General features: G+C 68.4%; 21 protein-coding genes and 2 pseudogenes. 9 read left to right on the top strand and 14 right to left on the bottom strand.

Features of this window, described 5'->3' with window-relative positions; translation table 11 throughout:
- Positions 1–213: 213 nt before the first annotated feature.
- Positions 214–1,281 carry an LLM class flavin-dependent oxidoreductase gene (locus FCH28_RS15695; protein ID WP_136740471.1) on the bottom strand — a complete coding sequence of 356 codons (1,068 nt, stop codon included), beginning with the start codon at positions 1,279–1,281 and terminating at the stop codon, positions 214–216.
- A gap of 775 nt (positions 1,282–2,056) precedes the next feature.
- Here FCH28_RS15695 and FCH28_RS15690 point away from each other — a divergent pair.
- Positions 2,057–5,443 (top strand): terpene synthase family protein, encoded by a 3,387-nt coding sequence (locus FCH28_RS15690; RefSeq protein ID WP_136740470.1) that lies wholly within the window; start codon positions 2,057–2,059, stop codon positions 5,441–5,443.
- A gap of 15 nt (positions 5,444–5,458) precedes the next feature.
- The gene (locus FCH28_RS15685) at positions 5,459–7,558 is read left to right on the top strand and encodes a GMC family oxidoreductase N-terminal domain-containing protein (RefSeq protein ID WP_136740469.1); all 2,100 of its coding nucleotides are present in this window, start codon (positions 5,459–5,461) and stop codon (positions 7,556–7,558) included.
- Between the two features lie 223 nt (positions 7,559–7,781).
- Here FCH28_RS15685 and FCH28_RS15680 read toward each other — a convergent pair whose 3' ends face one another.
- The 4 genes from FCH28_RS15680 to FCH28_RS15665 all read right to left on the bottom strand — a co-directional run bounded on the left by FCH28_RS15680 (position 7,782) and on the right by FCH28_RS15665 (position 10,315).
- Positions 7,782–8,384 carry an acyltransferase family protein gene (locus tag FCH28_RS15680; protein ID WP_136740468.1) on the bottom strand — a complete coding sequence of 201 codons (603 nt, stop codon included), beginning with the start codon at positions 8,382–8,384 and terminating at the stop codon, positions 7,782–7,784.
- Between the two features lie 122 nt (positions 8,385–8,506).
- Entirely contained in the window at positions 8,507–8,857 is a 351-nt protein-coding gene (locus tag FCH28_RS15675) for a beta/gamma crystallin-related protein (protein ID WP_136740467.1), read from the bottom strand.
- Positions 8,858–8,898: 41 nt separating this feature from the next.
- Positions 8,899–9,804 carry a hypothetical protein gene (locus FCH28_RS15670; RefSeq protein WP_136740466.1) on the bottom strand — a complete coding sequence of 302 codons (906 nt, stop codon included), beginning with the start codon at positions 9,802–9,804 and terminating at the stop codon, positions 8,899–8,901.
- Positions 9,805–9,934: 130 nt separating this feature from the next.
- Positions 9,935–10,315 (bottom strand): peptidase inhibitor family I36 protein, encoded by a 381-nt coding sequence (locus FCH28_RS15665; protein WP_136740465.1) that lies wholly within the window; start codon positions 10,313–10,315, stop codon positions 9,935–9,937.
- A 132-nt stretch (positions 10,316–10,447) separates the two neighbouring features.
- Between FCH28_RS15665 and FCH28_RS15660 the strand changes: the two genes are divergently transcribed.
- Positions 10,448–11,359: a MerR family transcriptional regulator gene (locus FCH28_RS15660; RefSeq protein ID WP_169314167.1), complete on the top strand. Its 912-nt coding sequence runs from the start codon at positions 10,448–10,450 to the stop codon at positions 11,357–11,359.
- Positions 11,360–12,034: 675 nt separating this feature from the next.
- Here the strand turns inward: FCH28_RS15660 and FCH28_RS15655 are convergent.
- Positions 12,035–12,520, bottom strand: a complete 486-nt coding sequence (locus tag FCH28_RS15655) for a DUF4267 domain-containing protein (protein WP_222852429.1) — start codon at positions 12,518–12,520, stop codon at positions 12,035–12,037.
- Positions 12,492–13,223, bottom strand: coding sequence for a 2-oxoglutarate/malate transporter (locus tag FCH28_RS15650; RefSeq protein WP_239590309.1), 732 nt, complete (start codon positions 13,221–13,223; stop codon positions 12,492–12,494). The genes FCH28_RS15655 and FCH28_RS15650 overlap by 29 nt, the downstream gene beginning before the upstream one ends.
- A gap of 40 nt (positions 13,224–13,263) precedes the next feature.
- Here FCH28_RS15650 and FCH28_RS15645 point away from each other — a divergent pair, with 40 nt between their 5' ends.
- Entirely contained in the window at positions 13,264–13,890 is a 627-nt protein-coding gene (locus tag FCH28_RS15645; protein WP_136740463.1) for a TetR/AcrR family transcriptional regulator, read from the top strand.
- Positions 13,891–14,229: 339 nt separating this feature from the next.
- On the opposite strand, the gene FCH28_RS15640 is transcribed toward FCH28_RS15645, so the two are convergent.
- Positions 14,230–14,652 (bottom strand): DUF4345 domain-containing protein, encoded by a 423-nt coding sequence (locus tag FCH28_RS15640; RefSeq protein ID WP_136740462.1) that lies wholly within the window; start codon positions 14,650–14,652, stop codon positions 14,230–14,232.
- Positions 14,653–14,742: 90 nt separating this feature from the next.
- On the opposite strand from FCH28_RS15640, the gene FCH28_RS15635 reads away from it, so the two are divergent.
- The gene (locus FCH28_RS15635) at positions 14,743–15,372 is read left to right on the top strand and encodes a TetR/AcrR family transcriptional regulator (protein ID WP_136740461.1); all 630 of its coding nucleotides are present in this window, start codon (positions 14,743–14,745) and stop codon (positions 15,370–15,372) included.
- Positions 15,373–15,409: 37 nt separating this feature from the next.
- A pseudogene (locus FCH28_RS15630) lies at positions 15,410–16,255 on the top strand (IS5 family transposase).
- Between the two features lie 146 nt (positions 16,256–16,401).
- Here FCH28_RS15630 and FCH28_RS15625 read toward each other — a convergent pair.
- Positions 16,402–16,947, bottom strand: coding sequence for a hypothetical protein (locus FCH28_RS15625; RefSeq protein ID WP_246102881.1), 546 nt, complete (start codon positions 16,945–16,947; stop codon positions 16,402–16,404).
- A gap of 547 nt (positions 16,948–17,494) precedes the next feature.
- Between FCH28_RS15625 and FCH28_RS39205 the strand changes: the two genes are divergently transcribed.
- Together FCH28_RS39205 and FCH28_RS39200 are read left to right on the top strand one after the other, a co-directional pair.
- Positions 17,495–17,791: an alpha/beta fold hydrolase gene (locus FCH28_RS39205; protein WP_246102879.1), complete on the top strand. Its 297-nt coding sequence runs from the start codon at positions 17,495–17,497 to the stop codon at positions 17,789–17,791.
- Positions 17,779–18,261 (top strand): hypothetical protein, encoded by a 483-nt coding sequence (locus tag FCH28_RS39200; RefSeq protein WP_246102877.1) that lies wholly within the window; start codon positions 17,779–17,781, stop codon positions 18,259–18,261. Before FCH28_RS39205 ends, FCH28_RS39200 begins: the two co-directional genes overlap by 13 nt.
- Before the next feature lie 323 nt (positions 18,262–18,584).
- Here the strand turns inward: FCH28_RS39200 and FCH28_RS15615 are convergent, their stop codons facing one another.
- A complete protein-coding gene (locus FCH28_RS15615; protein ID WP_222852428.1) occupies positions 18,585–19,451 on the bottom strand; it encodes an SAM-dependent methyltransferase in 867 nt (288 codons plus the stop codon).
- Positions 19,448–20,206 (bottom strand): TetR/AcrR family transcriptional regulator, encoded by a 759-nt coding sequence (locus FCH28_RS15610; protein WP_246102876.1) that lies wholly within the window; start codon positions 20,204–20,206, stop codon positions 19,448–19,450. Before FCH28_RS15610 ends, FCH28_RS15615 begins: the two co-directional genes overlap by 4 nt.
- Before the next feature lie 263 nt (positions 20,207–20,469).
- On the opposite strand from FCH28_RS15610, the pseudogene FCH28_RS15605 reads away from it, so the two are divergent.
- Positions 20,470–20,842, top strand: a pseudogene (locus tag FCH28_RS15605) (transposase); the annotation flags it as partial.
- 243 nt (positions 20,843–21,085) lie between these two features.
- Here FCH28_RS15605 and FCH28_RS15600 read toward each other — a convergent pair.
- The 3 genes from FCH28_RS15600 to FCH28_RS15590 form a co-directional block, all read right to left on the bottom strand.
- A complete protein-coding gene (locus tag FCH28_RS15600; RefSeq protein WP_136740458.1) occupies positions 21,086–22,027 on the bottom strand; it encodes an alpha/beta hydrolase in 942 nt (313 codons plus the stop codon).
- 181 nt (positions 22,028–22,208) lie between these two features.
- Positions 22,209–22,805, bottom strand: a complete 597-nt coding sequence (locus FCH28_RS15595) for an NADPH-dependent F420 reductase (RefSeq protein WP_136740457.1) — start codon at positions 22,803–22,805, stop codon at positions 22,209–22,211.
- A gap of 41 nt (positions 22,806–22,846) precedes the next feature.
- Positions 22,847–23,665 (bottom strand): inositol monophosphatase family protein, encoded by an 819-nt coding sequence (locus FCH28_RS15590; RefSeq protein WP_136740456.1) that lies wholly within the window; start codon positions 23,663–23,665, stop codon positions 22,847–22,849.
- Positions 23,666–23,786: the final 121 nt, after the last annotated feature.

Below are 23,786 nucleotides of genomic sequence, written 5' to 3'. Positions count from 1 at the left end.
CTGTTTTCCGGCTCGCCTTCATCGACGGCGTAGGGAGTCAGCGGTGACGATGCGGGTGCGATGCCCGAAGCGCAGCAGAGCGCGGGGGACGTTACGCGGGAGACGAGGGCCGTGACCTTCACGGGCGCGGTTGTACCCGAGACCCAGGGCGATTGCAAAGTCTCGGTGACCTTGTAGATGTGGAGGTCAAGGGCGTGCGGCAGGCGGGTCAGCTCAGGTGAGGAGTTCCGCGAGCAGGGCCATCTCGGTGGGCGGGTCGATCACAGGCTGGATGAGGAGTTCGTCGACGCCGGCCTGTTCCAGGGTGGTGACACGGGGGAGGAGGTCGTCGCGGGTGCCGACCAGGGCCAGGGTGTTCATCAGCGAGGGCAGAACCAGGTCCCGGTCCTGCGGTGCGATGCGTCCGAGGTAGTTGGGGTAGAGCTTGGTGTGCCGGTCCGGCGCGGTGGCGGTAGTGCCGCGCCGTTCGAGGAGCCGCCGCACCGCCTCGCGTTCCTCGGGGCCGAGTTGCTCGGCGAAGGCGGGTTTTGCGGCGGCTGTGTCGGCGGCGAAGGCCAGCAGCGACAGGACGAGGTGGCCCGTCGCGTCCCGGGCCGCGTCGCCGTGGGGGTCCTCGTCCTCGTCGAGTAGGTGGAGTGAGGTGACCACGTAGGAGGCCGTGTGGGAGTCGGGGTCGCGGGGTGTGTCCTGGGCGGCGTGGCGGCGGGCGTCGTGCAGCGCGTGCCAGGCGGTGGGGTCCAGCAGGCCGAAGGAGATGAGGCCGGTGCCGCGGCGGCCGGCGACAGCGGCGGCCTTCGGTCCGAGCAGCGCGGCCACGACGAACTCGATCGGGTCGACGGTGTTCACGTGCGCCCCGGCGTGCAGGAACCGGATGTCGCGGACCCGGTCACCTTCGCGGTACTCGGTCGAGCGTCCGGCGCACAGATCCTGCAGTGCGGCGGTGAAGTTCTCCAGCCTGGCCGCCGTGGTCGGCCGCGTGCCCAGGGCGCGCCGGGCGGTGTTTCCGGTGCCGACGCCGCAGATGATCCGGCCCGGTGCCAGGGCGTTGAGGCTGGCGAGCCCGCTCGCGGCGGCCGGGGCCGAGCGCAGCGCCGGTGAGGTCACGGCGATGCCGAGCCTGATGCGGCTGGTGGCTTTCGCACACATGCTCAAGGCGACGAAGGGATCGCCGTGGACCATCGGGGTGTCATTGACCCAGAAGCTGTGCAAGCCCAACTCCTCGGCCCGCGCGGCGAGGTCCTCCACACCGGGCTGCGCGGCGACAACGACGCCTGCACGCATCACAACCTCCAAGGTGTGAGGATCGAATCGAACCCGCTCAGCATGGCAGGTGCCGGCGCAGGGCCGTTGCGGAGTCGCGTGATCTCGTAGCGTCGCAGGGCGGGGTGGCCGTGCCTGACGCAAAGAAGCCCCGTTGATGCAGATGACCTTCCCACGTCGTCTGCCTGCAACGGAGCTTCGATGTGCCGTCAGTCTGCCATGCCGTGTCTCGTCAGAACCCTGCCGACGCCGCGCCGTCAGGAGGAGGTCAAGAGGCTGCTGGCCGACGTCGAGACGATGGATGCCATCGGAGAGCCTGACCCCGTATGCGGAGCATGCCTCGTTCCAGCCCCGGCCGAACCCGTACACATGCCCGCCGCCGCGTGAGTCGGATGGCCCCGCCGGGGCCGCACGTACCCTCACCCTCAACTCTCTGGCCACGCCGACAACTTGACAACGCCGCTCGACGCCCTGCTGTCGATGTGTAGGCGCGAGTTGGACCGACGACGCTTCCTCACGGCCTCTGCCTACCTAGTCCATGGAAAGGTCACTCCTTCGAGTGGTGGAGAGCTGGAGAACGGATATCCCCGGGCACGGACGACATGATCAGCGTGTAATGCGACTGGTCGTCGACGTCAAAGCCAGACGACCGCTTTCCGTGCTCTGGACCCCCGTCTCCAGGGACCGAAGGCGGTGGGCGTCCATGCGTCGCACGCGCGTCCGAGGAAGGCAGTCGCTGAGCATGCGGTCCGCAGTACCTGTGTCCCCTCTAGTTCGCGTGAGTCCTCATCTGGGTTTGGCACGTGATCTCGCCAAGGGCTGGGCACGCAGCATGGGCATGCTGGAGCGCGGTGGCGTCTGGAGCGAGGCGTCTTTCGAATCGGCCGACTACGCCTCGCTCACCGCTTCGTGCCATCCGGACGCCGGCGCCGATCAACTGCCTTTGGTCACGGACTGGTACGTGTGGTTGTTCTTTCTCGACGACCACTTCGACGAGTTGTATATGCGCCGTGGTGACATGGCGGGAGGCCGTGCGTATCTGAGTCTGCTCGCGGCCATCATGGCGGGTGGGCACGGGGGCGCGCTCATGTCGGACGACCCGGCCGAGCGGGGGCTGGCCGACCTCTGGCCGCGTACGGCTCCCCTGATGCGCGACGACTGGCGGCAGCGATTCCGGGAGAGCAATCAGGGCGTCCTCGACGAGCACCTGCGCGAGCTCGTGCTCTATGGGCAGAGCCGGGTGCCCGACCCCATCAGCTATCTCGACATGCGCCGTGAGGGACGGGGCGGTCCGTGGGCAGCCGAGCTGGTCGAACTGGCACTCCGGGCGCCGCTGCCGGCAGAGATCTCCCGCAGTCGACCGATGCGGGCGCTGCAGGACGCCTTCGGAGACGTCGTGCGCCTGCACAACGACCTCACCTCCTATCGGCGGGAGGTGGAAGAGGAAGGAGAGGTCAGCAACGAGGTTCTCGTGGTGGAGCACTTCCTCGGGTGCTGCCCGGAGGAAGCCTCGGACATCGTGCGGGACCTGCTCGACACCCGCATGCGCCGGTTCGAGGACATCGTGGCCTCCGAGCTGCCCGTACTGTTCGCCGATCAGACCGTCGGGCCGTCTGGCCAGGCAACCGTGATCGGCTACGTGCAGGGTCTGCGGGACTTCATGGCCGGCAACCGTCAGTGGCACGAGCAATCAGGACGGAACGCGGCCACCGGCCCCGCAGGTGCCCCGTCGCCGTCACCCGTTCTCGGTGGGCCTACCGGACTGGGCACCTCAGCGTCCCGGCTGCTGCTGGGAGGGCGTGCCGACGAGCCCGCCGAGGGGGCCACCGGTAGCCCCCGGGAGCCGGCCCCGGCTCCTTCCCCGGTAGCCGACACGCGGCTGGGGCTACAGCTGGAGGTGGCGGCCCAGCGCGCGCTGGCCTGGGCACGCCAGGCCGGCATGGCCGACCCGCTCTTCGGTGTGTGGGACGAGAAGGACCTGTCCGGCCTCGACTTCGCGTCTGTACGGTCGTTGCGGTCCTCGGCAGCGTCCAGCCAAACCATCGCTGCCGCATCGGAGTTCGACCTCGCCGCGGCATGGTACCTCTGGTCGCGATTCGCCGACGACTACTTCTCGACACGGTATGCGGACAGCCGGGATGCGGACGGGGCGACCGCCTTCCTGTCACGCCTGCCGCAGTTCATGCCTCAGCGAGGAGCGGAGCCCGGCCTCAAGCCGGCCAATCCGATGGAGCGCGGGCTTGCCGAACTGTGGTCGTACAGCCTCTCCGTCGCAGCTGCGGAGTGGCGGGGCGGGCTCCGCGCCTCCCTGCTCGACCTCGCCGAAGACCTCCGCCACAGGATCGCCGATCTGGTCGACAGCCGGGCACCACTGGTGCCCGGGTCCACCGAGCCCTTTCACCGGAGTTGGTCGTCGTTCGTCCTCGATCAGCTCGGCAGCCTGCGCTCCTCGCCCCGTGTTCAGCACCTGCGGGCCGCACCGTCCGATATCGACGCCACGGCGGCAGACGACATCGGCGGCCTCCCACTCCGGGAGCGGATCGCCCGCTTGGCCGCTCGCGTAGCCGGATCCTTCGATGACTGCGGAGCATTCCGGGAATCGTGCGACAGTCGGGTCACCGAGTCCACCATGATGCTGGCGCTACTCCGCCGTGAAAACTGCCATCCAGGCGTTCAGCACACCCTCGAGCGGTTTCTCGCCGACCGACGGCGTGCCCCCTCGCTCAACCCGCTGGAACGCCGTCTCGCCGACATCAGCCTCGGAACGGCATCCGGACAGGACCAGGCGAACACACTCCTGGGCGACTTCGACCACTTCACCGCGGACCGCAAGCAAGTGATGCTCCGGACGTATCTGGCGGTGCTCGGAGCCGAACCGTACCCGGACGTGGACGTCACCGGCGTCGACTACCACGGCCATGCCACCTGGGTGGAACTCGCCCTGTGCGCCATGAAAGTCCTCAACGCCCACGGGCGCGGGCGGCCCGACCTGGTCGGCGAGGAAGACCGTGCCTTTCTCGTCTCCCGACTGAAGGAAGGCCGGCGGGAGATCTGGGAAGCAAACGTGGGCGCCCATCTGATGGCTCTGCTGGCCGTCCACGAGTTCGCACCGGGCGACAGGCTGATCCGCGACGGCATCGAAGCGATCCTGACCGTGCGCAAGCCGGACGGCGGCCTGCCCTTCATCCCCGACTACACCGTCTTCTTCGGCGCGCTGGCCGGGCTCGCATTGGCCACGGTGGACGCCGACCCGCTGCTCCTGCACCGCGTCGGCGACTACCTCACCGACCAGCAGAGCGACAACGGCAGCTGGCCCTTCACCGAGCGGGTCCGTCAGACCGACGTCGAAGGTGCGGGCGCCGTCATCGAAGTCCTGCGAGCCGTGGACCCCGACCGCTACCGAGCCGCCCTGGCGCGCGGAGCCGGCTACCTGGCCGGCATGGCGAACGACGACGGCGGATTCCCCACCTATCGGCGCGGACATCCCTCGGAGGTCGTCATGACCGCCAACGTGGTCAACGCGCTCGCCTCCGAGTGGACCGCTCACGCACACGTGCTGGAACCCGCGGTGGCCTTCCTGCTCGACGCGCAGCAGCCGGACGGCACCTACGAGCGCAGCTGGAGCCTGAGCCAGGCGCACGCCATCCGACGCGTCCTGCACGCTCTGCACCGGGTACCCGAGCAGGCTCGCCCGCGCTTCAACCGCGGCATCGAGCAGGCATACGCACGCGCCGGTGCCTACCTGGAGCAGACCCAGAACCCCGACGGTGGCTGGGGCCAACGGGCCGACAACGACAGCGACCCGATCAGCAGCGCCCACTCGCTCAGCGCGGCCGCGATCCTGGGCACTCCCGACTGGGCCGGCCGGGGACTGACCTACCTGCTGCGGCAGCAGCGGCCGGACGGAGGCTTCACCTCCATCCCCGATCAAGTCGCCCCTCGCCCCATCCCCTACAACTTCCCCGGCATGGCAGACATGTACGTCCTTACCGCGCTCGGAGACCTCAGGCGACTGGGCCGGCTGCCCGGCTGCACGCCCGCCGCTCCCCGGCATCTGCCGACCGCACGGCCCGCCCCCACCATGCCCGGCGCTGACGTCCCCCTCAACGGGCCGGGCATGAGCGCACTGCATGCGATCCACCCCACGGCCGGCAGCCACCACGGTGCCGGGTTCCCCGCGTAGGAGAGCGAGCAGCCAATGACCTGGTACGACTACATCGTCGTGGGAGCGGGCTCGGCCGGCTGTGTGCTGGCGGCCCGGCTCAGCGAGGACCCAAGGGTCAACGTCGCGCTCATCGAAGCGGGAGGCCCGGACACCGCCCGGGAGATCCATGTTCCCGCCGCGTACGGCCGGCTCGTCCAGAGCTCGTACGACTGGAATCTGTGGAGCGAACCGGAGCCCGGACTGGCAGGCCGCCGCCTGCCCCTGACCCGCGGACTGGTCCTGGGCGGATGCAGCTCCCAGAACGGCATGATCTACATCCGGGGCAACCGTCAGGACTACGACGGATACGCCGCAGACGGAGCCGAGGGCTGGTCCTACGACGACGTCCTGCCCTACTTCCGCCGCTCGGAGGACAACGAGCGCGGCAAAGACGCCTACCACGGGACCGGCGGCCCGCTGAGCGTGTCCGACGGCCGGTCGCGGCACCCTCTCGCGGACGCGTTCCTCGACGCCTGCGCACAGGCCGGACACCGCGCCAACCCAGACTTCAACGGTGCCTGCCAGGATGGGACCGGGCGCTACCAGCTCACGCAACGCGACGGACGCCGTTGCAGCAGCGCCGTCGGCTTCCTGCGCCCGGCACTCGCCCGCCCCAACCTCAGCGTGCTCACCGAGGCGCTCGTGCTGCACATCGTCGTCCAGCGAGGCCGGGCGACGGGCGTGCGGATCAAACGCGGTGGGCAGGAGTTCACCGTCGCCGCCGCGCAGGAGGTCATCGTCTGCGCGGGAACCTACAACTCACCCCACCTCCTGCTGCTCTCCGGCATCGGACCGGCCGCGGACCTCGCGCGCCTGGACATCGAGACACACCAGGACCTGCCGGTCGGTCGCGGCCTCCAGGACCACCTGGCCGTACCCCTGGTGTGGCGCACCCGCGAGCAGACGCTTCACTCCCAGTCCACGCCGCACGCCATGGCGACGGCCTGGAGCGAGGGCCGAGGACCCATGACATCCAACGGCAGCGAATCCGGCGGGTTTTTCCGCAGCGCCGCCGAACAGCCCGCTCCGGACCTCCAGCTCTACCTGTCGCACTCGATGTTCCACGAGGACGGGCTCGGCGACGTGCACACGGACGCGTACACCGTCCTCACCTCCTCCATCAGCCCGGTCAGCCGAGGGCGCGTGACGCTACGCTCGGCCGCCCCCGACCACAAGCCACGCATCCACACCAACTTCCTAGCCAGTGAAGGCGAGATGAAGACCGCCGTGGACGGCATCCGGCTCGCCCTCGGCATCGCCCGCAGACCCGCCCTCCTGGCCCGGGGAGGCCGCCCCCACCTCGCGCCCGAATCCGACGCCGACGGTGACGTGGAGGAGTTCGTACGACGCACCGGATGCAGCACTTACCACCCCACATCGACCTGCGCCATTGGCAGTGTCGTCGACGCACAGCTGCGCGTCCTCGGCGTCGAGGGCCTGCGCGTGGCGGACGCCTCGGTCCTGCCCTCGGTGCCCCGCGGCAACACCAACGCCGCTGCCATCATGATCGCCGAAAAGGCCGCAGACCTGATCAGGGGGCACGGTCTGCCTCCGGTCTCTTCAGCCGCCGATGCCATGCCCCTGTCCGGGCGGCCGCAGAAGGCAGGTAAGGCGGGCGGGAAAAACACCGCACTGGCCCGCAGGCGACTGATGGACCTCGCAGAGAGCCACGCACGCGCCGAACCCGAGGAGCTCGACGAATTGTGGGAGGAGCTGGAGTGTGTCCGCCCGGAACAGATCCTGGGGACATGGCGCGGATCTCCCCTCAACACAGGCCACTCCGCCGAGCGACGTCTTCGAGCCCTGCGCTGGTACGGCAAGACCTTCAATTCACCCGATGACGTCCAGCCGCTGATCTGCCGCGACGAGCACGGTCGCCTGTACTCCGAGACCGACGCGTCCGGAGGCGGCGGGCGCCTGCAGATGCTGCCCTTCCGTAATGACGTGACCACCGCACTCGTCTACGACGCCAAGCCAGTCATCGACTACTTCAAGAAGGCCGACCACGACACCCTCATGGGCCTCATGACCGGAGGCAATGAGCCGTCCGACAACGGCCGGAACTTCTACTTCGTCCTCCAACGCCCCTGCTGACAGGCACCCTATCGGGCCGGGGTCCACCGCCCACCTCTGACTGTTGTCCCGCCCTTCTCACCTCGACCAACGATGATGCCACTACCGCTTTCCTCGGAATTTCGCAGGACCGAAGTTCCCCAAGGCGGTCAAGAACATCACCGACGACCAAGAGCAGCTGCTGGTGATCTACGATTCGCCGGCCGAGCACTGGACGCACCCAGGGCGTGTCCGATAGGTGCGGTTACGGGCTTAGGCCGGCCCTCGTGCCTACTTCGGAGAATCGGGCTACGGATGGGTTTTCGACGTAGTGGTGGAGCAGCCAAGCCCCCGCGAAAGCCAGTGGGAGGAGCAGGAATAGCACGCAGCCTGTGGCCACCGGAGCACTGAAGGCGGCCTTTGGGCCGAGGAGGAAGTGGCTGATGTACATGATCACGACGTAGTGGACTATGTAGAAGGCGAATGATCGGTCGCCCGGGTAGAGCAGGGTGGGGCGGCGGAATGGAGACGGGGCATCTCGTACGTCACGAGAAGCGATCTCCGCAAGGAGGACGGCCACCGGGACCGCGAAATGGGGGCCGAAGGCGAACACGGGTGGGAGTGCCACCAGGCTGGCGATGGCGATGAACGGCAGCGGCAGCACGTAACGCAGCCGCAGAGGGCGCCACATGCCTTCTTTGAGGATGCGGGCGAGCAGGATGCCCAGGATGAATTCCGGCAGCCGGCTCAGAGGGAACATGTAGGCCAGCCACATCTGCCCGATGGACACCGGAACCGTCGGCAGGAAATGGGGCCCGTCGATGAAGAGTGCCAGGCCGGGGATGCTGAGGGCGAGAAGCGCGGTCAGCCCCGTGCAGGGGCCTCGAACAGGTCAAGCGCTGAGAAGGCACCTGGTGGGGCGAGATCACTAGAGCTCTGAGCTGCACAGCGAGTCTTTGGGAAACCGGCCCGCCCGTCAGCGGCTCGCTGTCAGTGGAAGCGGAGGGAGCCGTCGTGGTCGCCGAGGTGGGGCTCGGCCTCGCCCGGTGCCAGGGAGAAGCGGGCGCCGCCGTAGTTGGCGTGCTGGTAGAACGTGACCGTGCGGTTGCCTTTGTTCTTGGCGGAGCCGATGCCGTCCCAGCCGCGGGGCGGCAGATTCCGCACGTTGCGGGTGAAGGTCGCGTTCCTGCCCTGGAACATGGGGCGCTCGAAGACCTTGACCTTGGGGTTGGGCTTGGCCGCGGCAAGGTCCGGGTGACCGTCGGCGGAGGCCGGCAGCGCGGCGCCGAGCGTGAGTGCAGCAGCGGCGGCACCGGTAGCGGCTAGGTGACCGATACGCATGAGGAACTCCTTTGGTTGGCTATTGATCGGATACGTGGGGGCTATTGGTCGGATGCGTGATGCTGGCCGTGCGTGCGGCCCTCACGGTCCAGGACGCGGCGGGCCGCTGCCAGCCAGCGGTCCTTGCGGGCTTTCGCCTCGCGCAGCCGGCCGGCGTTCTCCTTCTGCCGTATCAGACGACGCTGGATACGGGTCTCGGCCGCTGCCCATACCGTTACCAGCTTCGCCGACTTCTGACAGGCCACGTCGGCGCGGGCGGTGGCGCGTTCGGCCGCGGTGGGCTCGGTCGTCTCCCAGCGCTCGCTGCCGGCGGCGGCATAGGGGTCGGGGTAGTCGAAGCCTGCCTTCGCCATGCATGTGTGCCATGTCCGCAGGGCGTCGCGTACTTCGGGGGCCCGCTGGGAGGTTTCCAGGGCCGTGCCGGTCAGCTGGTTGAAGGCGCGGTAGTCGAGTGGGGCGGTGTCGCCGACGAGTTGGCGCTGGGCGGTCTTGAGGCACCCACCTTTGCCGGAGAGCCCGTAGGCCGCGCGCTGCACCTCGGCCGGGAGTGCTTCGCGCTCGTCCCAGGCCCGGTTGCGCCGTACCACCGACGGCGGGTCGGGGCGCGGGTGGTATCCGTAGCGGACGGCTTCCGTCTCGTCGGCTCCGTATCGTCGGAGGTTGGGCGGCTCGGTGTCCTGGGCGTCCACCCCGGGCAGGGGCTTCCACTCCATGCCCAGGTCTTTCATGCACCGGCGCATGAGGATGTCCTGTGCGTCTTCCACGGCGTGGGTCTCGGCCACGGTCGATGCGTAGGCGTCCAGTGGCAGCCGGAGCTGCTGGGCCTGCCGGGACACCGGCGGGGGGTGCGAGGCGGGTGTGGACTCGTGCTGCGCGGCTGTGCAGGCGGTGGTGGCCAGGAGCAGCAGTGCGAGCGCGGTGGTGGCCCGGGCGCGGGAGGGCGACATGGTTGCCTCTCGTCGTGCGGTGTGCGGTGTGCGGTGTGTGTTGAGTGGGGTGCGGTGGCAGGTAGGGCGGGGTGCGGCCCCAGTCGCCGCACCCCGCCCGTCAGTAGTTAGTTACTGACGAAACCCGCTGTCAGCTGAACTTGATGGAGCTCGTCGCGTCGCTCATGTTGGCGTGGTCGCCGAAGTGGGGCTCGTTCTCGCCCGGCTTCAGGGAGAAGCGGGCGCCCTCATAGTTCTTGTGCTGGTAGAACGTGACCGTGCGGTTGCCCTTGTTCTTGGCGGAGCTGATGGTGTCGTTCCAGCCGTACTTCGACAGCTTCGGGATGTTCTTGGTGAAGGTCGTGCTTCGGTTCTTGTAGTTGGCGTCCTGGTAGACCACGACCTTCCGCTTCGCGGCGGCCGCCTGGTCGGCGGCGACCGAGGCGTGACCGTCGGCGAAGGCCGGCAATGTGACACCGAGCGTGAGTGCGGCAGCGGCAGCGCCCGCGCTGGCTATGTGACGGATACGCATGATGCGTTCCCCTCTGGTCAGTTCTCACATGAGGCACGTGAGATGGGTGATGTGTTGGCCGGTTTCTCGTGCTCGTGCTCGACCGGCACTTCGTACGCTAAGAGCTCCCGTGCACTGGAGGTTCAAGCGGTTGTGAAAGAGATCACATGGACCATTGGGCAGCTGGCGGCCTGCACCGGGCTGCCGGTGAAGACGGTCCGGTACTACTCCGACGTCGGTCTGTTGCCCGTCGCCGAGCGAAGCGTTGGGGGCCACCGCCGCTACCGGCCGGAGGCGCTGGAACAACTGCGCCTGGTCCAGCGGCTGCGCGCGCTGGACACCCCGATCTCCACCATCACCCAGCTGGCTTCCGGTGAACGCAGCCTCGGCGACCTCATCGCCGACGAGATGGGCCTTGTGCGGAGCCGATTAACCGAACTCCACTGGCGCCAGGCCACACTGGAGGCACTGGACAACTGCTCGGCACAGGAGCGGCTCCGCCGTCTGGAGGTGTTGTCCCGGGTTCAGCGTCTGCCGGAAGCCCAAGACCGGCTCGCAGGGGCATGGGGGCAGACGATTCCCGCATCCGTACCGGCGCGCCTTGCCGATGCCATCACCGCGCAGGCCGTTCCGGAACCTCCGGAGAACCCCACCGCGGAAGTGGTCCTGGCCTACGCCGAACTGCACACACTCACCAGGCACCAGGACTTCCCCGTCTACTGGGCCTGCCCTCACGCAAGCGACAAGGCGTCGCTGTACTCAGAACTCCTCGATGCCTCCGAGCTCGCCACCGACACGGTCGCCGACGGCCTGCCACCCCAGCCCGGAGAGGCTCTGGACCACTTCTCCCGAGCCTGCGCCCGCTCCCGTGGCGAGGACGACACACCCGGATTCCGCGCCTTCATGGGTGCGCAGCTGCACGGCACCATCCCCCTCTTTCGCCGCTACTGGCAACACGTCGCCACGATCACGGCCGCTGGGCGCCCCAACCTGGGGATCACGCATTGCTGGCTGGTCGAAGCCCTCGCTTCGCGGCAACAAGCCGCGCCGGTGCCAGCTCGATAACGCCGTCCCACCGACGGGCCCCAAGGGGTGAGATCACGACTCCGACAGATCGTGGGTGGACCTGGTGCAGGCTACGAGCTTCGAGCATGGCGTGAGAGGGCGGTTCGTGAGGTGATGTCCGTTTCCGGTGAGGTTGGGACAAGGCCGCTGGTCGCGGGGCTTCGGTCGGCTACTGCTTCCTGGTGAAGCTTGCCGGTATCGGCCTCGGTGGTGAAGATCCCGGAGGCGGCCTGGACGGCCTGGACACCGGCCGTCGAGGTGGACGGCGAGATGGCGGAGACCTCTCCGACACCGGATCCGGCACCGGAGGTCTCCTGGAATGACAGCGGCCAAGATCTTTTCCCCACGTATGGCCGGCAACTCCCCACTGGCGGCCCTCATCGGCGGCCAGTTCAGCTCCCCATCTCCGGTGCACCGGACACGGAACGTCACAGTGGCAAGTCGGACCGCTCGTCCCCGATGGCGCGGCGTCGATGAGGCTTGTCCAGTAATCGTGTGGACGATCACGCAATTGGTTCAGACCGTGGTTCCGTGACGACTACGCCAGAGAGGCCGCCCGCGTCCAGGTCAGCCAGCTACCGTGCAAGCGCTTGGGCAGCGCAGTACTCGGGGTCGGCGCCGGACAGCGGCTTCATGCGCATACGGCCAACAGCCAAGTAGGCACTGTCCAGAGGGTCATGGTGAGGATGTCAGGTGCGTCCTCTCCGGCGGGCGTTGGCCGCTTTCAGTCAGCAGCATGATGGCGGTGAGCACGACGAGAGCGGCCGCTGATACGTGAATGCTCAGGGCTGTGGTGTACGTGCCGCCATGGGTGAGGACCGTGAGCGCGTCGCCGAGCGGAATGATGGCGTCTATGAGGACCACCCAGCCGAGCGTCCGCCGCTGCCCGATCGTGAGCAGCAGGAACACGGTGGCTGCCACCGCGATGTCGCGTACGCCCTTCACGGCGAAGTAGCCATCGGCGTTTCCCTCCGGCCAGGGGGTGATCCCGAATCCGGAGGGTGCGCCGTCAGGATTCAGCAGGAAGTTGAGCCCGAAGAACAGAACCGTGGCGCCGGATAGTACGGCAAGGGCCGTGGTAATGTGACGCCTTTTCACGGAGCCTCCCAGCGGGAAGGCAGGGCCTGCGGGGTCACGCGGGAACGGCACGCGTGTGGTCATGGGTGGACCTCCGGACCGGGGTAGTGGGTTTCTGCCGGATCAGGGTGATGCCGTACACGACGATCCAGACGACCCACATCAGCCAGCCGACGAGACCCAGGAGGCCCATGGCGCCGCCGTCGTCGATGACCCAGTGGGCGAGGGTGGCGGAACTGAACTGCAGTGCGGCGGCGAGCAGTCCCAGGGTGCCGTGCCACGGCCGGATCAGGCCCGTGCGCAGACCTCCGACGGACAGGCCGAGGAGGGCCAGCGCCAGGAACGTTCCGTTGAGGGTGAACACCGCATCGTGCAGCGCCCAGAGTGCCGCGGTCGCGGAGGGATCGTGCGGGGCTGTCGAGGTCAGGGCGAGGCGGGTCGCGATGACCCCGGCGAAGGTGACGTTCTGAAGGGCCAGACCGGCGAGTCCGAGCAGCGACCACGCCTCGTTGCGGTCGCGCTCGGACCGCCGCAGAGCGATGAGCGCACCGGCGCCGAACAACGTGGCCAGGATCCAGGCGGCGGGGGCCAGTGCGGATCCGATGCCGACGGCCGTGCCCTGCGTGGCGAAGAACTCGGTGACCTTGCTGGCCTCCGCGCCAGTGAGGGGCAGGCCGGCGGGCACCATGATCACGTTACTGAGGGTGATCATGGCGGCGAAGCCGATGGCCGCCATGCCGCCGATCCGGGAGAAGCCGACGGCGGCTAACTTGGATTGCTGTGTCATATATTGATTATAAGCAGCGTAAACCTGGAGAGGGCAAGGCATGAGCGAAGAGCAGGACCGACGTCGCTATGACTCACTGCGTCGCACGACGCAGGCACGGGAGACCCGGGCCGAGATCGCCCGCGCCGCGCGCCGGCTCTTCGACTCCCAGGGCTGGGCGGGCACGACCGTGCGCGAGGTGGCGCGCGAGGCAGGAGTTTCCGTGCCCACGGTCTACGCGACGTACGGGAACAAGACCGGGCTGACCCGGGCCGTGGCCGATTCAGCCGATCTGTCCGCCGACGCGCCGCAGATGCTCGCGGAGCTGGAGGCCGCAGTGGCGAACCCCCAGGGCCAGCTCGCGGCGATGGCCGCCTACGACCGGCGGCTGTTCGAGCGCGCGGGCGACATCATCATGGTGATGCGCGAAGCGGGCCGCAGCGAACCCGAGCTCGCCACGGCCTACCGTGACGGTCGCGAACGGGGCGATGCGACCCGGGTGCAGATCTTCTCGTCCTGGCCGGCCGGCACCCTCCGACGCGGCCTGGACCGGCAGTCTGCCGTCGACATCTACGCGGCCATCTGCAACATCGACGTCTACACCACACTCACCACCGAACGCGGCTGGCCGCCCAGTCGCATCGAGGAGTGGTGGGGGCAGGCGCTGGCTCGCGAGCTGCTGAGTTAGGCACGCGGCGAACATCCCGATCTTCCCGCATCATTACCGCCTGGCGCTGCCCTCGGGAGGTCGCTCGGCGGCTGCCCAGCGCGGCTGCAGGCCGCACTTCTCACGTAGCCGTCACGGCAGCGCGGCCTGAACCAACTAAGCCGCTCAGCCACAGGGGGGGCGTGACTGTGCGCCCCAGTTGGTTGTGGCCGCGCTTCCGTGGTGTGACAGCGGAATGTCGTAGTGGGCCTTGGGCCTGTGGCATAGCCATCACGCAAATGCGGTCAGAACCACGCAATTCCCCACCGACAGCGTCAGCTTCCCCGCCCAAGTGTGCGATTGGGACGAGCTCACGCGCGTTCATCGATCGGCGGAAACAGCTTCCACGTCGCCTCGCGGGGCCCGTTCCTCTGCTTCCTCTGCGTTGGCCAGCCAGAAGAAGATCGGCGGCAGGCCGAGCTCGATCACCGCCAGCGCGATCTGGAACCACTGCGGCCAGCCGTGCACGGCGAGCGAGAGCAGCCGGCCCACGCCACCCAACAGGAAAACGCCGGCCAGCCACCGCACCGCCTGAGCCGGGATCGGGCGCTGCCGCGCGACCCAGAGCCAGGCCAGCCCGTAGCCGACGAAGATGGCCCCCATGAACCGGCCCCAGCTGTCGACCGTCGCGCCGGCGGAGCCGGCCCCGGGGATCGCCGCGTTGCCGAGTGCCACGTGGAACAGGCCGATCGCCACGCAGGCCCAGCCCATCAGCTGTGTGAGTATGCGCAGGGTCCTGGCCATAATCCCTCCAAGCCGTCCTGGCGAACACTTAGTTGACATGTGTCTACTAGACTGGCGTGCTAGTAGACACATGTCAACTAAGCTTCATTCATGCCTCCCCGCCAGCGACTCACCCCTGCCGACCGCCGCGCCCAACTCCTCGCCGTCGGCTCACGGCTCTTCGCCGCACACCCGTACGCCGACGTGCTGATGGAGGAGGTAGCCGAAGAGGCCGGCGTCTCCCGGGCCTTGCTCTACCGCCATTTCCCCAGCAAGCACGCCCTGTTCGCGGCCGTCTACCGGCAGGCGGCGGACCAGCTGCTCGCCGAGACGCGCTTCGACCCCGCCGACTCCCTGGTGGAACAGCTCATCCAGGGCATGGACGTCCATCTCGACTACTTCGTGGCGAACCGCAACGCTGTCCTCGCCGCGAACCGGGTCCTCGCGGGCGACCCGGTGATCCAGACGATCATGACGAACGAGCTGGACGCCCTCCGTGCGCGGCTGCTGACCGTACTCCCACTCGCGGACGAGAGTGCCCGCGAGGCCGTGTCCGGCGTCCTGAAAAGCTGGCTGGTCTTCGTCCGGGTCCTCTGCGTCGACTGGCTCACCCACGAGACCTGTACCCGCACCCAGTTGCGCGACGTCTGTATCGGCGCGGCTCTCGGCGCCCTCCGGCCGCTACTTGCTGAGGACCCGGCCCCCGACTGGCTGCGACAAGGGCCCGGAACGGGCGCCTAGGGCGTTTCATTCCGATCATCGGATCGTTGGTTCGGGTATGCCGTTGACTGACGCGCAGTGGGCATGGATTCGAGCCGTTACTTCCGGACCGGACGCCGAAGCGGGGTGGTCGCTGGCGTGACCACCGTGAGGTGATCGATGCGATCGCCTGGAAGTTCCAGACCGGGTCGCAGTGGGTGCACCTGCCGGAGAAGTACGGCAACTGGCGAGGTGTCTACAACCGGCTGCGGATGTGGGCCATCGACGGCACCTGGGAGCGGGTGTTCACCGCGCTGATGGCCCAGGCCGACGCCGATGAGGACCTGACCTGGGCCATCTCGGTGGATTCCACGATCGTGCGGGCTCACCAGCATGCGGCCGGAGCCCGCAAAAGGGGGCCCCGGCCGGCGAACCGGACGACCATGCCATCGGCCGGTCCCGCGGCGGACTGACGACGAAGATCCACCTTGCTGCCGATGACCGCTGTCGGCCGATGGCTTTCCCTCTCACCGCCGGCCAGGCAGGCGACGCGCCTGCTTTCACGGAGGTGATGGACCGCCTGCGCGTGCCCCGACCGCGCGGCCGGCCTCGCACCAGGCCCGACATGGTTCTGGCCGACAAGGCGAACTCTTCCCGCGCGATCCGAAACCACCTGCGCCAGCGCGGCATCCGTGCGGTGATCCCAGTCCCGGCGGACCAGCAACACCACCGGCCGCGACGGGGAAGCCGGGGCGGCAGGCCACCGGCCCTCGACCGCGAGACCTATCAGCAGCGCAACACCGTCGAGCACTGCATCAACCGGCTCAAGCAGTGGCGCGGCAGCGCCACCCGCTATGAGAAGACCGCAACCATCTACCTGGCCGGACTCCACATCGCGGGCATCATCCTCTGGTCCGCACGCTGATCCAAACGAAACGGGCTACGTCAGAACCTGGTCCGGCTGAGCCTACGTCGCCTTCGTCCTGGACGTGTTCTCCCGCATGATCGTCGGACATGACGCCGTTCTTGTGGGTGAGGCAGTCGGCGCGCCTGCCCATTGCCACTACCGGCTCATTGCGTTCTCAGCTTGCGGCTTCCGGCTCGGTTCTTCGCGATGTTTCGTGGCTTCCTGGTGTTGGCTGACTCGGCGACCAGGGCGAGTATCGCAAGCGACGTCGAATGCTCGGCGAGGAAGCGCTGCATCCAGTCCGTGACCTCCGCCAACTCGGCCGGTGTCGGCACGTGACCGTCCTTGATGGACAGGTAGAATAGCCAGTCGTGGATGCGGCGGCGGATGAACTCGCGGAACCCCTCCGTCTTGAGCTGGTCGATCTCCGGCAGTAGTTCGGCCGACCACCGCCGGAACTCGGCAGGACCGGTCACCTTCCACGCGATCTCGTCCACGAGGGCGACCACCGCCGTCTTGGACCCGTTCTCATCGGGGTCGCGCAGGATCGTGGCCACGATTGCCCGGTCCCGGTCCCGGTCGCGGCTCTGCGAGGAAGCGATTACCGAGACGACGCGTAGGTACGCGGACAATCGGGCGTGCTGCTCGTCCGCGACGGCTTCGTCGACGTCCACGTCGAGGATGCTGGCCTCCGCCAGCAACTCGGCCACATCGGAATGCAATGTCATCGCTTCATCTCTTCTCGCAGGGCCGGACTCCACATCGCGGGCATCTTCCTCTGGTCCGCACGCTGATCCAAACGAAACGGCCTAGCTAGGGCCTGCCTTGCCAACACGCGCAGCGAGCCCGATGCGCTGCCAGCGGGTTGGGCTTGAACGTCTGGACGAGGAAGAGGACCCTGCCGGTGGGGAATTACGCGACGTTCCACAAGTCGATCTCCGAGCCTCGTCGGGCGATACAGGGGGTGTTCTTGTCGTGGCAGCCCGCTGCCTGGGTGATGACGGGGCTGGCGCCGGGATGGCAAGATCGCGAAGTGCGTCAGGCGAGTGCAAGGAGGGCCTCGGCCCCATGCCGCTCAACCCGACTTTCACCATGGAGGCCATGCTCTAGGCGAAGCCGTGACATCCGGTCTCCCGGCCGGCCGCTGCCAGAGTGATCGGTCCCTTCTCCCCGCTGGAAGGATCCCCTGTGCATCAGGAACGCCACCGAAGGACACCACGCCGAGACGGCCGGCCGACCTTCGTCCTTGTCCACGGCATGCACAGCAACTCCTCCTCCTGGTCGCCGGTCATCCAGCAGCTCGCTCTGCTCGGCCACCGGGCGCTGGCCGTTGATCTGCCGGGCCATGGCATAGGCGCTCCCTTCCCTCTCTCCTGCCAGGCACCTCAGGACCTGGAGGCGTTCTCGGCACAGCCCTCGCCACTGGCCGACGTGGCTTTGGAGGACAACGTCGACCACGTCGTAGAGGCGGTCCGCCAGGTCGCGGAGCACGGGCCGGTGGTCCTGGCGGGAACCAGCGGGGCGGGGCGACCATCACCGGCGTGGGCAACGTAGTGCCCGATCTGGTCAGCCGGATCGTGTACGCCTCGGCGTGGTGCTGCATCGAGCTGCCGAGCGTCGCCGACTACCTGGAGACCCTGGGGATCAAGGATGTTGCCGCGTCCCTGGTCAACTGGCACTCGGCCGACCTTCAGTTCCTGCTCGCGGCCAAGGAGAACCTGATGGCCGACGCGACCGACGAGCAGTTCCGGGCTGCTCTGAACCTTCTCGAACCCGCCGACTCCGCACAGGTCCTCACCACCGAAGCCCGCGGCCGAGCGGACACCTGGGGACGGATCCCCCGCACCTACATTCGCTTCTCCCGCGACCGCGCGATCCCGCTCGCCGTGCAAGACCGGATGATCGCCGAGGCCGACGCACTGACCCCGGAGAACCCCTTCCAGGTCCACACCGTGAACACCTGCCACATGGGCATCCAGCTACGCCCCGGTGAGGTGGCCGGGATCCTCGACACTCTCGCGTGACACGGTCGTGGGCCTCACCCCACGACCGACGACGTCGATCCCCAAGGCCGCGCTACGCACAGCGCAGCGAGCCCCAGAGGGAATGATGCGCGCACGGCGTCGCCACCGGCAGTGGCTGAGCCGGACGGCCGGGACGCTGACCTTGGTCACTGACAGTGAGAGTTCCCGGCGGCCAGATAACTCCCCACCACACGACCGCGGGTGGGGAAATCTAACTGGCCGCCGACACTGGAACGAGCGGGAGCGACCGGAGAGGGTGAGAGAGGGCCGGGAGGGGCGGGAGAGCGGAGCAGGGAGGTTCGCCACCACCGGCCTCGGTCAACTCAGCTGGGCAGGCGGCCGATCGCGAGCCAGCTCCGTCCGGTGTCGGGGCGCTGCGGGTCGAAGGGCGGCGGCACCGGGCGGCCGTGTGTCGTCGTGACCTCTTCCAGCGCGTGCACCTCGGGCTGCCAACCGTAGCGTGCGAGCCAGGAGTTGAGATCTTCCGAGGGTCCACCGTGCCAGATGTCGACGAGTTCCTTGGAGAGGGCGGCACGGGCGCTGCGAAGCAGCGCGGAGTCCTCCTGGTGGTCCAGTGCGAGGGTGCTGCCCGGAGCCGAGTTGGCGGTGACGCGCTCGAGCAGGAGGTCTGCGGCGTGGGAGGTCAGGGCGTAGAGGATGCCCTCCATCAGCCAGGCGGTCGGCAGGTTGGGGTCGAAGCCGGCCGCGCAGAGTGCCGTCGGCCAGTTCTCGCGCAGATCCGTCGGCACCTCCGTCCGTCGGCAGGTGGCGGTGATGTCGTGAGCTGAGAGTACGGCCGCGCGGTAGGCGAGCGTGTCGGCGAAGTCGACTTCGAAGAGGGCTGTCGCGGGAGGCCAGTCGAGACGGAATGCCCGCGCATCCATGCCGCAGGCCAGCAGCACCGTCTGGGGCGTTCCCGCTCGCGCCGCACTTGTCAGTGCGTCGTCCAGAAAGCGGGTACGGACGGCCACTTGGTCGGCCATCAAGGTGAAGAGCTCGGGTGTGGAGGCCGCCGTTTGCGTTCCCGCCGCAAAGATGGCGTCGCCGGAGGCGTCGAGAAAGTGCTGTGCGTAGGGGTCGGCGAAGAGACGGTCGGGGCGGCTGTGTTCTTGTGCGCGTATCGCGGCCACCCCCAGCGATGTGGTGGCGACGCCGGCCAGTTTGGGGGTGGGCAGGGGGCTGTTCGTCACTGCGGTCCTCCGTTGTTCGGTCGATGCCCGGTCGATCGGTGGCTGCTCAGGGGCCTGGGCCGTGCCCGTGTGGCGCGGTGGCCGCGCCAACTCTTTGAGAGGGGAGGGGAAGTGGCCGCTGGACGGCCGGTAGCCATCCATGCGCGGATGTGCCGGACCCATCCGGCTGAGATCGCGGGCTCCGGCAGTCCCCCGCGGCGCAGCCCGGCTGCCGGAGGCCGCAGCCCGTCGAGGTAGATGTCGAGTTGGCGATGCGCGAGCGCCTCGTCCTGGGAGAACCCTCCGCCGGGCATCGGTCGCGTCAAGCGGAGGATCATGAAGACGATGTCGCCGGTCACCACGTCGTCGCGTAGCAGCCCCGCCTCCCGGGCCCGTGCGATCAGACGCCCGAGGGGGCCGACGGCGTCCCGCTCCTCGTCGAGCAGCTTGACGATCTCGACCCGCCCGAAGAGCGACGGCATGACGGCTCCGGCCTTGCTGTCCAGGGCGGTGTGCATGAAGCGGCGCAGGGCCTCGAACGGATCGCTATCCCGCTGCGCTGCGTCCGTTGCCGCCTCGTACAACGCCTCCATGACGTCGACCGCCACCGCTCGGATCAGCGCAGCGCGGCTGGGGAAACGGCGGTAGAGCGTGGCGATCCCCACGCCCGCGCGGCCGGCGATCTCCTCCAGCGGAACGTCCGGCCCCTCGTGTACGAACAACTGCCGGGCAGCCAGCAGAATCCGAACACGGTTGTGCCGTGCGTCTGCGCGCATGGGCGCCTCCGAAGTACGTGAAGTCCGGCCGAAGAGGGAGGATTTTCCTCCCTTTTCAGAGCACCGTAAGGACATCGGCGGACGCGGGTCCTCAACCCGATGGGAAGTGAGAGGAAATCGCTCCTCTGGCCTCCAGGACGCTCCGCACTGCGGTGGGCGGCGACCTGTTCACATGGCTCGCGCAGGTGCGGCGCGTCCGGCAAACCTGCCACGGCTTCGGCGTGGCCAAGAGGCATCAGCCATCTACCGCCACCTGCCTCGCGGAACGCCACGCCCCGCAGCTACTTGCAGTGGTGGGGATCGGGCCGGACACGGCCGTGACTCTGTTGATCACGATGGGGGACAACCCGGAGCGGCTGGGTAGCGAGGCATCGTTTGCCGCACTGTGCGGGGTCAGCCTTGTCGAGCGCTCCTCGGGCGCGCGGCAGTACCGTCGCCTCAACCGCGGCGGCGACCGTCAGGCCAACGCTGCTCTGCACCGGATCGTGCAGACCCGCCTGCGTTGCGACCGGCGGACTCAGGAGTACTACGAACGTCGCATCAAGGGGGGCAAGATCTCGCCGCGAAATCGTCCGATGCCTCAAACGCTACGCTGCCCGCGAGGTGTTCCACCTGGTCAGACCCATGCAGGCGTGATCCCGGTCATAGGGGCTGTGTGATAGACGAGTGATACGGCGAGGCCCCGCCGGGGTCCTTCCTGCCGGGACTCTACTCGGAGCCCTGAGACGGCGCCGCCGCACCGGACCGCTCCGGTGCGGCGGCGCCGTGAGATCGGCTGCGCTGGCGCGGACGATGCAGTCGGCGCTTCACGCAGTCCGGGTTCCTGCGACGATCTGGGAGATCAGCCGCTGCCTGATGATTGTCACAACGGTGGGCGGGTCAGTTGTTGAACGCCGTGGCCACGGCATCTCCGAGCTGATTCAAGACGTCCCGTGCGAGCTGCACGGACCCGGTGAACGAGAAGAAGGCGTGGGTGGCACCCTTGATCGGGAGGTGCGTGACCGGCACGCCGGCTTCGGCGAGCTTCTGCGCGTACCGGTCACCTTGGTCCCGCAGCGGATCGTGTTCGGCGGTGACGATGACGGCGGGAGGAAGCCCGGCCAGCTCGTCGGAGCGCGCCGGCGAGACGCGCAGGTCGGTGCCTTCGTCGGGCGTGTTGAGGTAAAGGCCCCAGAACCACTCGAGCCAGCTGCGGCTCAACAGCGGTCCGGCCACGTTCTCGTACATGGAGGGGCTGTCGTCGAACCGGTCGACCGCTGGGTACGCCAGTACCTGCAGTGCGATCCGAGGTCCCCCGCGCCGCTGCGCTTCCTGCACGAGGGCCGCGGCGAGGTTGCCGCCGGCGCTCTCGCCGAACACCGCGATGTTCTGCCCGTCGCCGCCGAAACTTCCGGCGTGGGCCGCGACCCATGTCAGGGCGGCGTAGGCGTCTTCGATCCCCGCCGGGAAGCGGTGTTCGGGCGCGAGCCGGTAGTCGACGGAGACCACGATCGTGCCGGAGCGGTTGGCCATGATGCGGGCGATGTGGTCCTGGCTGTCCAGGTCCCCGAGCACCCATCCGCCGCCGTGGAAGAAGACCGTCACGGGCAGCGGCCCGGAGCGGGGGACGGTGGCGGGGGCATAGATGCGGATGGGAACCTCGAGTCCTTCGGCGGCGGCCACTGCATCGCGCACGCTGCCGACCGGCTCGACGTCGCCCGCGAGGGTGGAGAAGCTGCTCACGAGGTCGCGGTTCTCCGCGACCGTTCGACTCTCCGGTGCCGGTTCGCCTCCTTCGGCCAACTTGTCGAGCAGGGCATCGATCTGGGGGTCGAGGGACATGATGAGGACCTTCCTGGAGCTGGCGAAACGACACGGATTGGAATGACTGTTCCCATCTCTGCAAGTCGCAGGAGTGGAGCAGCGGCAGCGTGATGCCGTCCGGCGCTGAATCGCCGGCCCTGGCTGCGCTGTCGTAGCCGTTCTGGATGTGTGCCTGCCGGGGGCGGTGCGATGCGTACGGTCAGCGGGTGATCGAGATCGCGAAGGGTGTAAATCCGCTGGACCGGATCATGTGCGGGACGAACAGGATCGCGGCCTCTGTGGCGCGGGCGGTCTGGATCCCGCCGAGGTCGGTGATCCACTCCTTGTGCCAGCCGAGGTCGGTGAGCAGTTCACCGACGGTCTGCTTGGCCTGCGGGTCGTCGCCGGAGAGGAACGCGGTCGGTGTCTGGGTGAGCGTGGCCGGTGCGGTCATCACTGGGAAGAGCATGGTGTTGAGTGTCTTGACGACGTGCGTTTCGGGGAGCGCTTCCTGGAGTTGTTCGGCGAGGCTTGAGCCGGGGTAGATCAGGTCGGCGGGCAGTCCGTCCGGTCCGTCGACGGTGGCGTTGGAGACGTCGACGAGGATCTTGTCGCGCAGTTCCTCCCGTAGGGCGACGAGCCGGTCCAGCGAGCCGGTGCCCGGGGTGGCGTTGATGATGATCTGGGCTGTGCGGGCGGCGTCGGCGGCGGCGCCCGGCGTGCGGTCCGCGACGGTCACCTCGTGCCCTGCCTGGGTGAGGGCGGTGGCCAGGTTGCCGCCGACGCGGCCGTTTCCGAGAACTGCGATCGTGGTCATGATGATCCGGTCCTTCCGTGCGTGCAGGTTGTGGTGCGTGGTCAGCGTGAGAGGGTGGCGACGGCCTCGGCGTGGACGCCGGGCGCGGTGGCCAGGAAGCTTTCGCTCTGCGGGGTCCAGGCGCGGCCGTCGGCGTCGGAGATCCGTCCGCCGGCCTCGGTGACGAGCAGCGCCCCGGGGAGCAGGTCCGCGCGGGCGCCGGCGAACTGCCAGAAGGCGTCGATCCGACCGGCGGCCACATTCAGCAGGTGCAGGGTCGCGGGCACGGCGGTGCGAACGACGAGCGCGTCGAAGAGCATCGCGGTGATCGAGGCGCCGACGCGTCGCACGACCTTCTCGTTCTCGTCCGGCCGGGCCTGGCTGGTGGCCACGATGCTCAGGCCGAGGTCCGCGCTCTGGGAGACGTGCAGCGGCCGGCCGTCGAGGTGGGCGCCGGCGCCGGTGAGCGCGGTGTAGGTCTCGCCGGTCAACGGCAGGTGGACCGCGGTGAGCACCGGCTGGTTCTCGCGCACGAGGGTGGCGGTCACCGCCCACTCCGGCAGGGCGTGCAGGTGGTTGACGTTGCCTTCGGCCGGATCCACGACCCACCATTCGCCGGGCGGCAGCGCCCCGCCGTCCAGCTCGTCCTCCACCCAGCCGGCGTCCGGGCGCACGCACGTGAGGCGGGGGCGCAGGATGTCGAGGGCCATCTCGTCGTTGGCGGCGAGCGCGCGCATCAGCTCATCGCGACTCTGATAGCGGACCACCTCGCCGAAGCGCTCGCGCAGCGCCGAACCCGCCTCACGCACGGCGACCGCGGTCTGGGCGAGCACGTCGGCGTCGAGGGCGGCGACGTCAGTGGTCTGAACCGTTTCGGACATGGTGAACTCCCTTGTGAGTAGGGGGTGTTGAGGCCGTTCGAGTCGAACTGTTCGCTCGGTTCAGCGCCCTGGTCTCGAAGGTATACAGACCCTTGATTGACTTCAAATGCATGTTAGGCAC

Source organism: Streptomyces piniterrae (assembly GCF_005048155.1).
GTDB lineage: Bacteria > Actinomycetota > Actinomycetes > Streptomycetales > Streptomycetaceae > Streptomyces > Streptomyces piniterrae.
This window is presented reverse-complemented; position numbering and strand designations above follow the sequence as displayed.

Bases quoted from the DNA above. Each gene is read 5' to 3' on its own strand.
- FCH28_RS15590 (WP_136740456.1), bottom strand. From the start codon at position 23,665: ATGTCCGAAACGGTTCAGACCACTGACGTCGCCGCCCTCGACGCCGAC.
- FCH28_RS15685 (WP_136740469.1), top strand. From the start codon at position 5,459: ATGACCTGGTACGACTACATCGTCGTGGGAGCGGGCTCGGCCGGCTGT.
- FCH28_RS15670 (WP_136740466.1), bottom strand. From the start codon at position 9,804: ATGTCGCCCTCCCGCGCCCGGGCCACCACCGCGCTCGCACTGCTGCTC.
- FCH28_RS15595 (WP_136740457.1), bottom strand. From the start codon at position 22,805: ATGACCACGATCGCAGTTCTCGGAAACGGCCGCGTCGGCGGCAACCTG.
- FCH28_RS15645 (WP_136740463.1), top strand. From the start codon at position 13,264: ATGAGCGAAGAGCAGGACCGACGTCGCTATGACTCACTGCGTCGCACG.
- FCH28_RS15610 (WP_246102876.1), bottom strand. From the start codon at position 20,206: ATGCGCGCAGACGCACGGCACAACCGTGTTCGGATTCTGCTGGCTGCC.
- FCH28_RS15675 (WP_136740467.1), bottom strand. From the start codon at position 8,857: ATGCGTATCGGTCACCTAGCCGCTACCGGTGCCGCCGCTGCTGCACTC.
- FCH28_RS15665 (WP_136740465.1), bottom strand. From the start codon at position 10,315: ATGCGTATCCGTCACATAGCCAGCGCGGGCGCTGCCGCTGCCGCACTC.
- FCH28_RS15600 (WP_136740458.1), bottom strand. From the start codon at position 22,027: ATGTCCCTCGACCCCCAGATCGATGCCCTGCTCGACAAGTTGGCCGAA.
- FCH28_RS39205 (WP_246102879.1), top strand. From the start codon at position 17,495: ATGCACAGCAACTCCTCCTCCTGGTCGCCGGTCATCCAGCAGCTCGCT.
- FCH28_RS15695 (WP_136740471.1), bottom strand. From the start codon at position 1,281: ATGCGTGCAGGCGTCGTTGTCGCCGCGCAGCCCGGTGTGGAGGACCTC.
- FCH28_RS15655 (WP_222852429.1), bottom strand. From the start codon at position 12,520: ATGACCACACGCGTGCCGTTCCCGCGTGACCCCGCAGGCCCTGCCTTC.
- FCH28_RS15650 (WP_239590309.1), bottom strand. From the start codon at position 13,223: ATGACACAGCAATCCAAGTTAGCCGCCGTCGGCTTCTCCCGGATCGGC.
- FCH28_RS15635 (WP_136740461.1), top strand. From the start codon at position 14,743: ATGCCTCCCCGCCAGCGACTCACCCCTGCCGACCGCCGCGCCCAACTC.
- FCH28_RS15640 (WP_136740462.1), bottom strand. From the start codon at position 14,652: ATGGCCAGGACCCTGCGCATACTCACACAGCTGATGGGCTGGGCCTGC.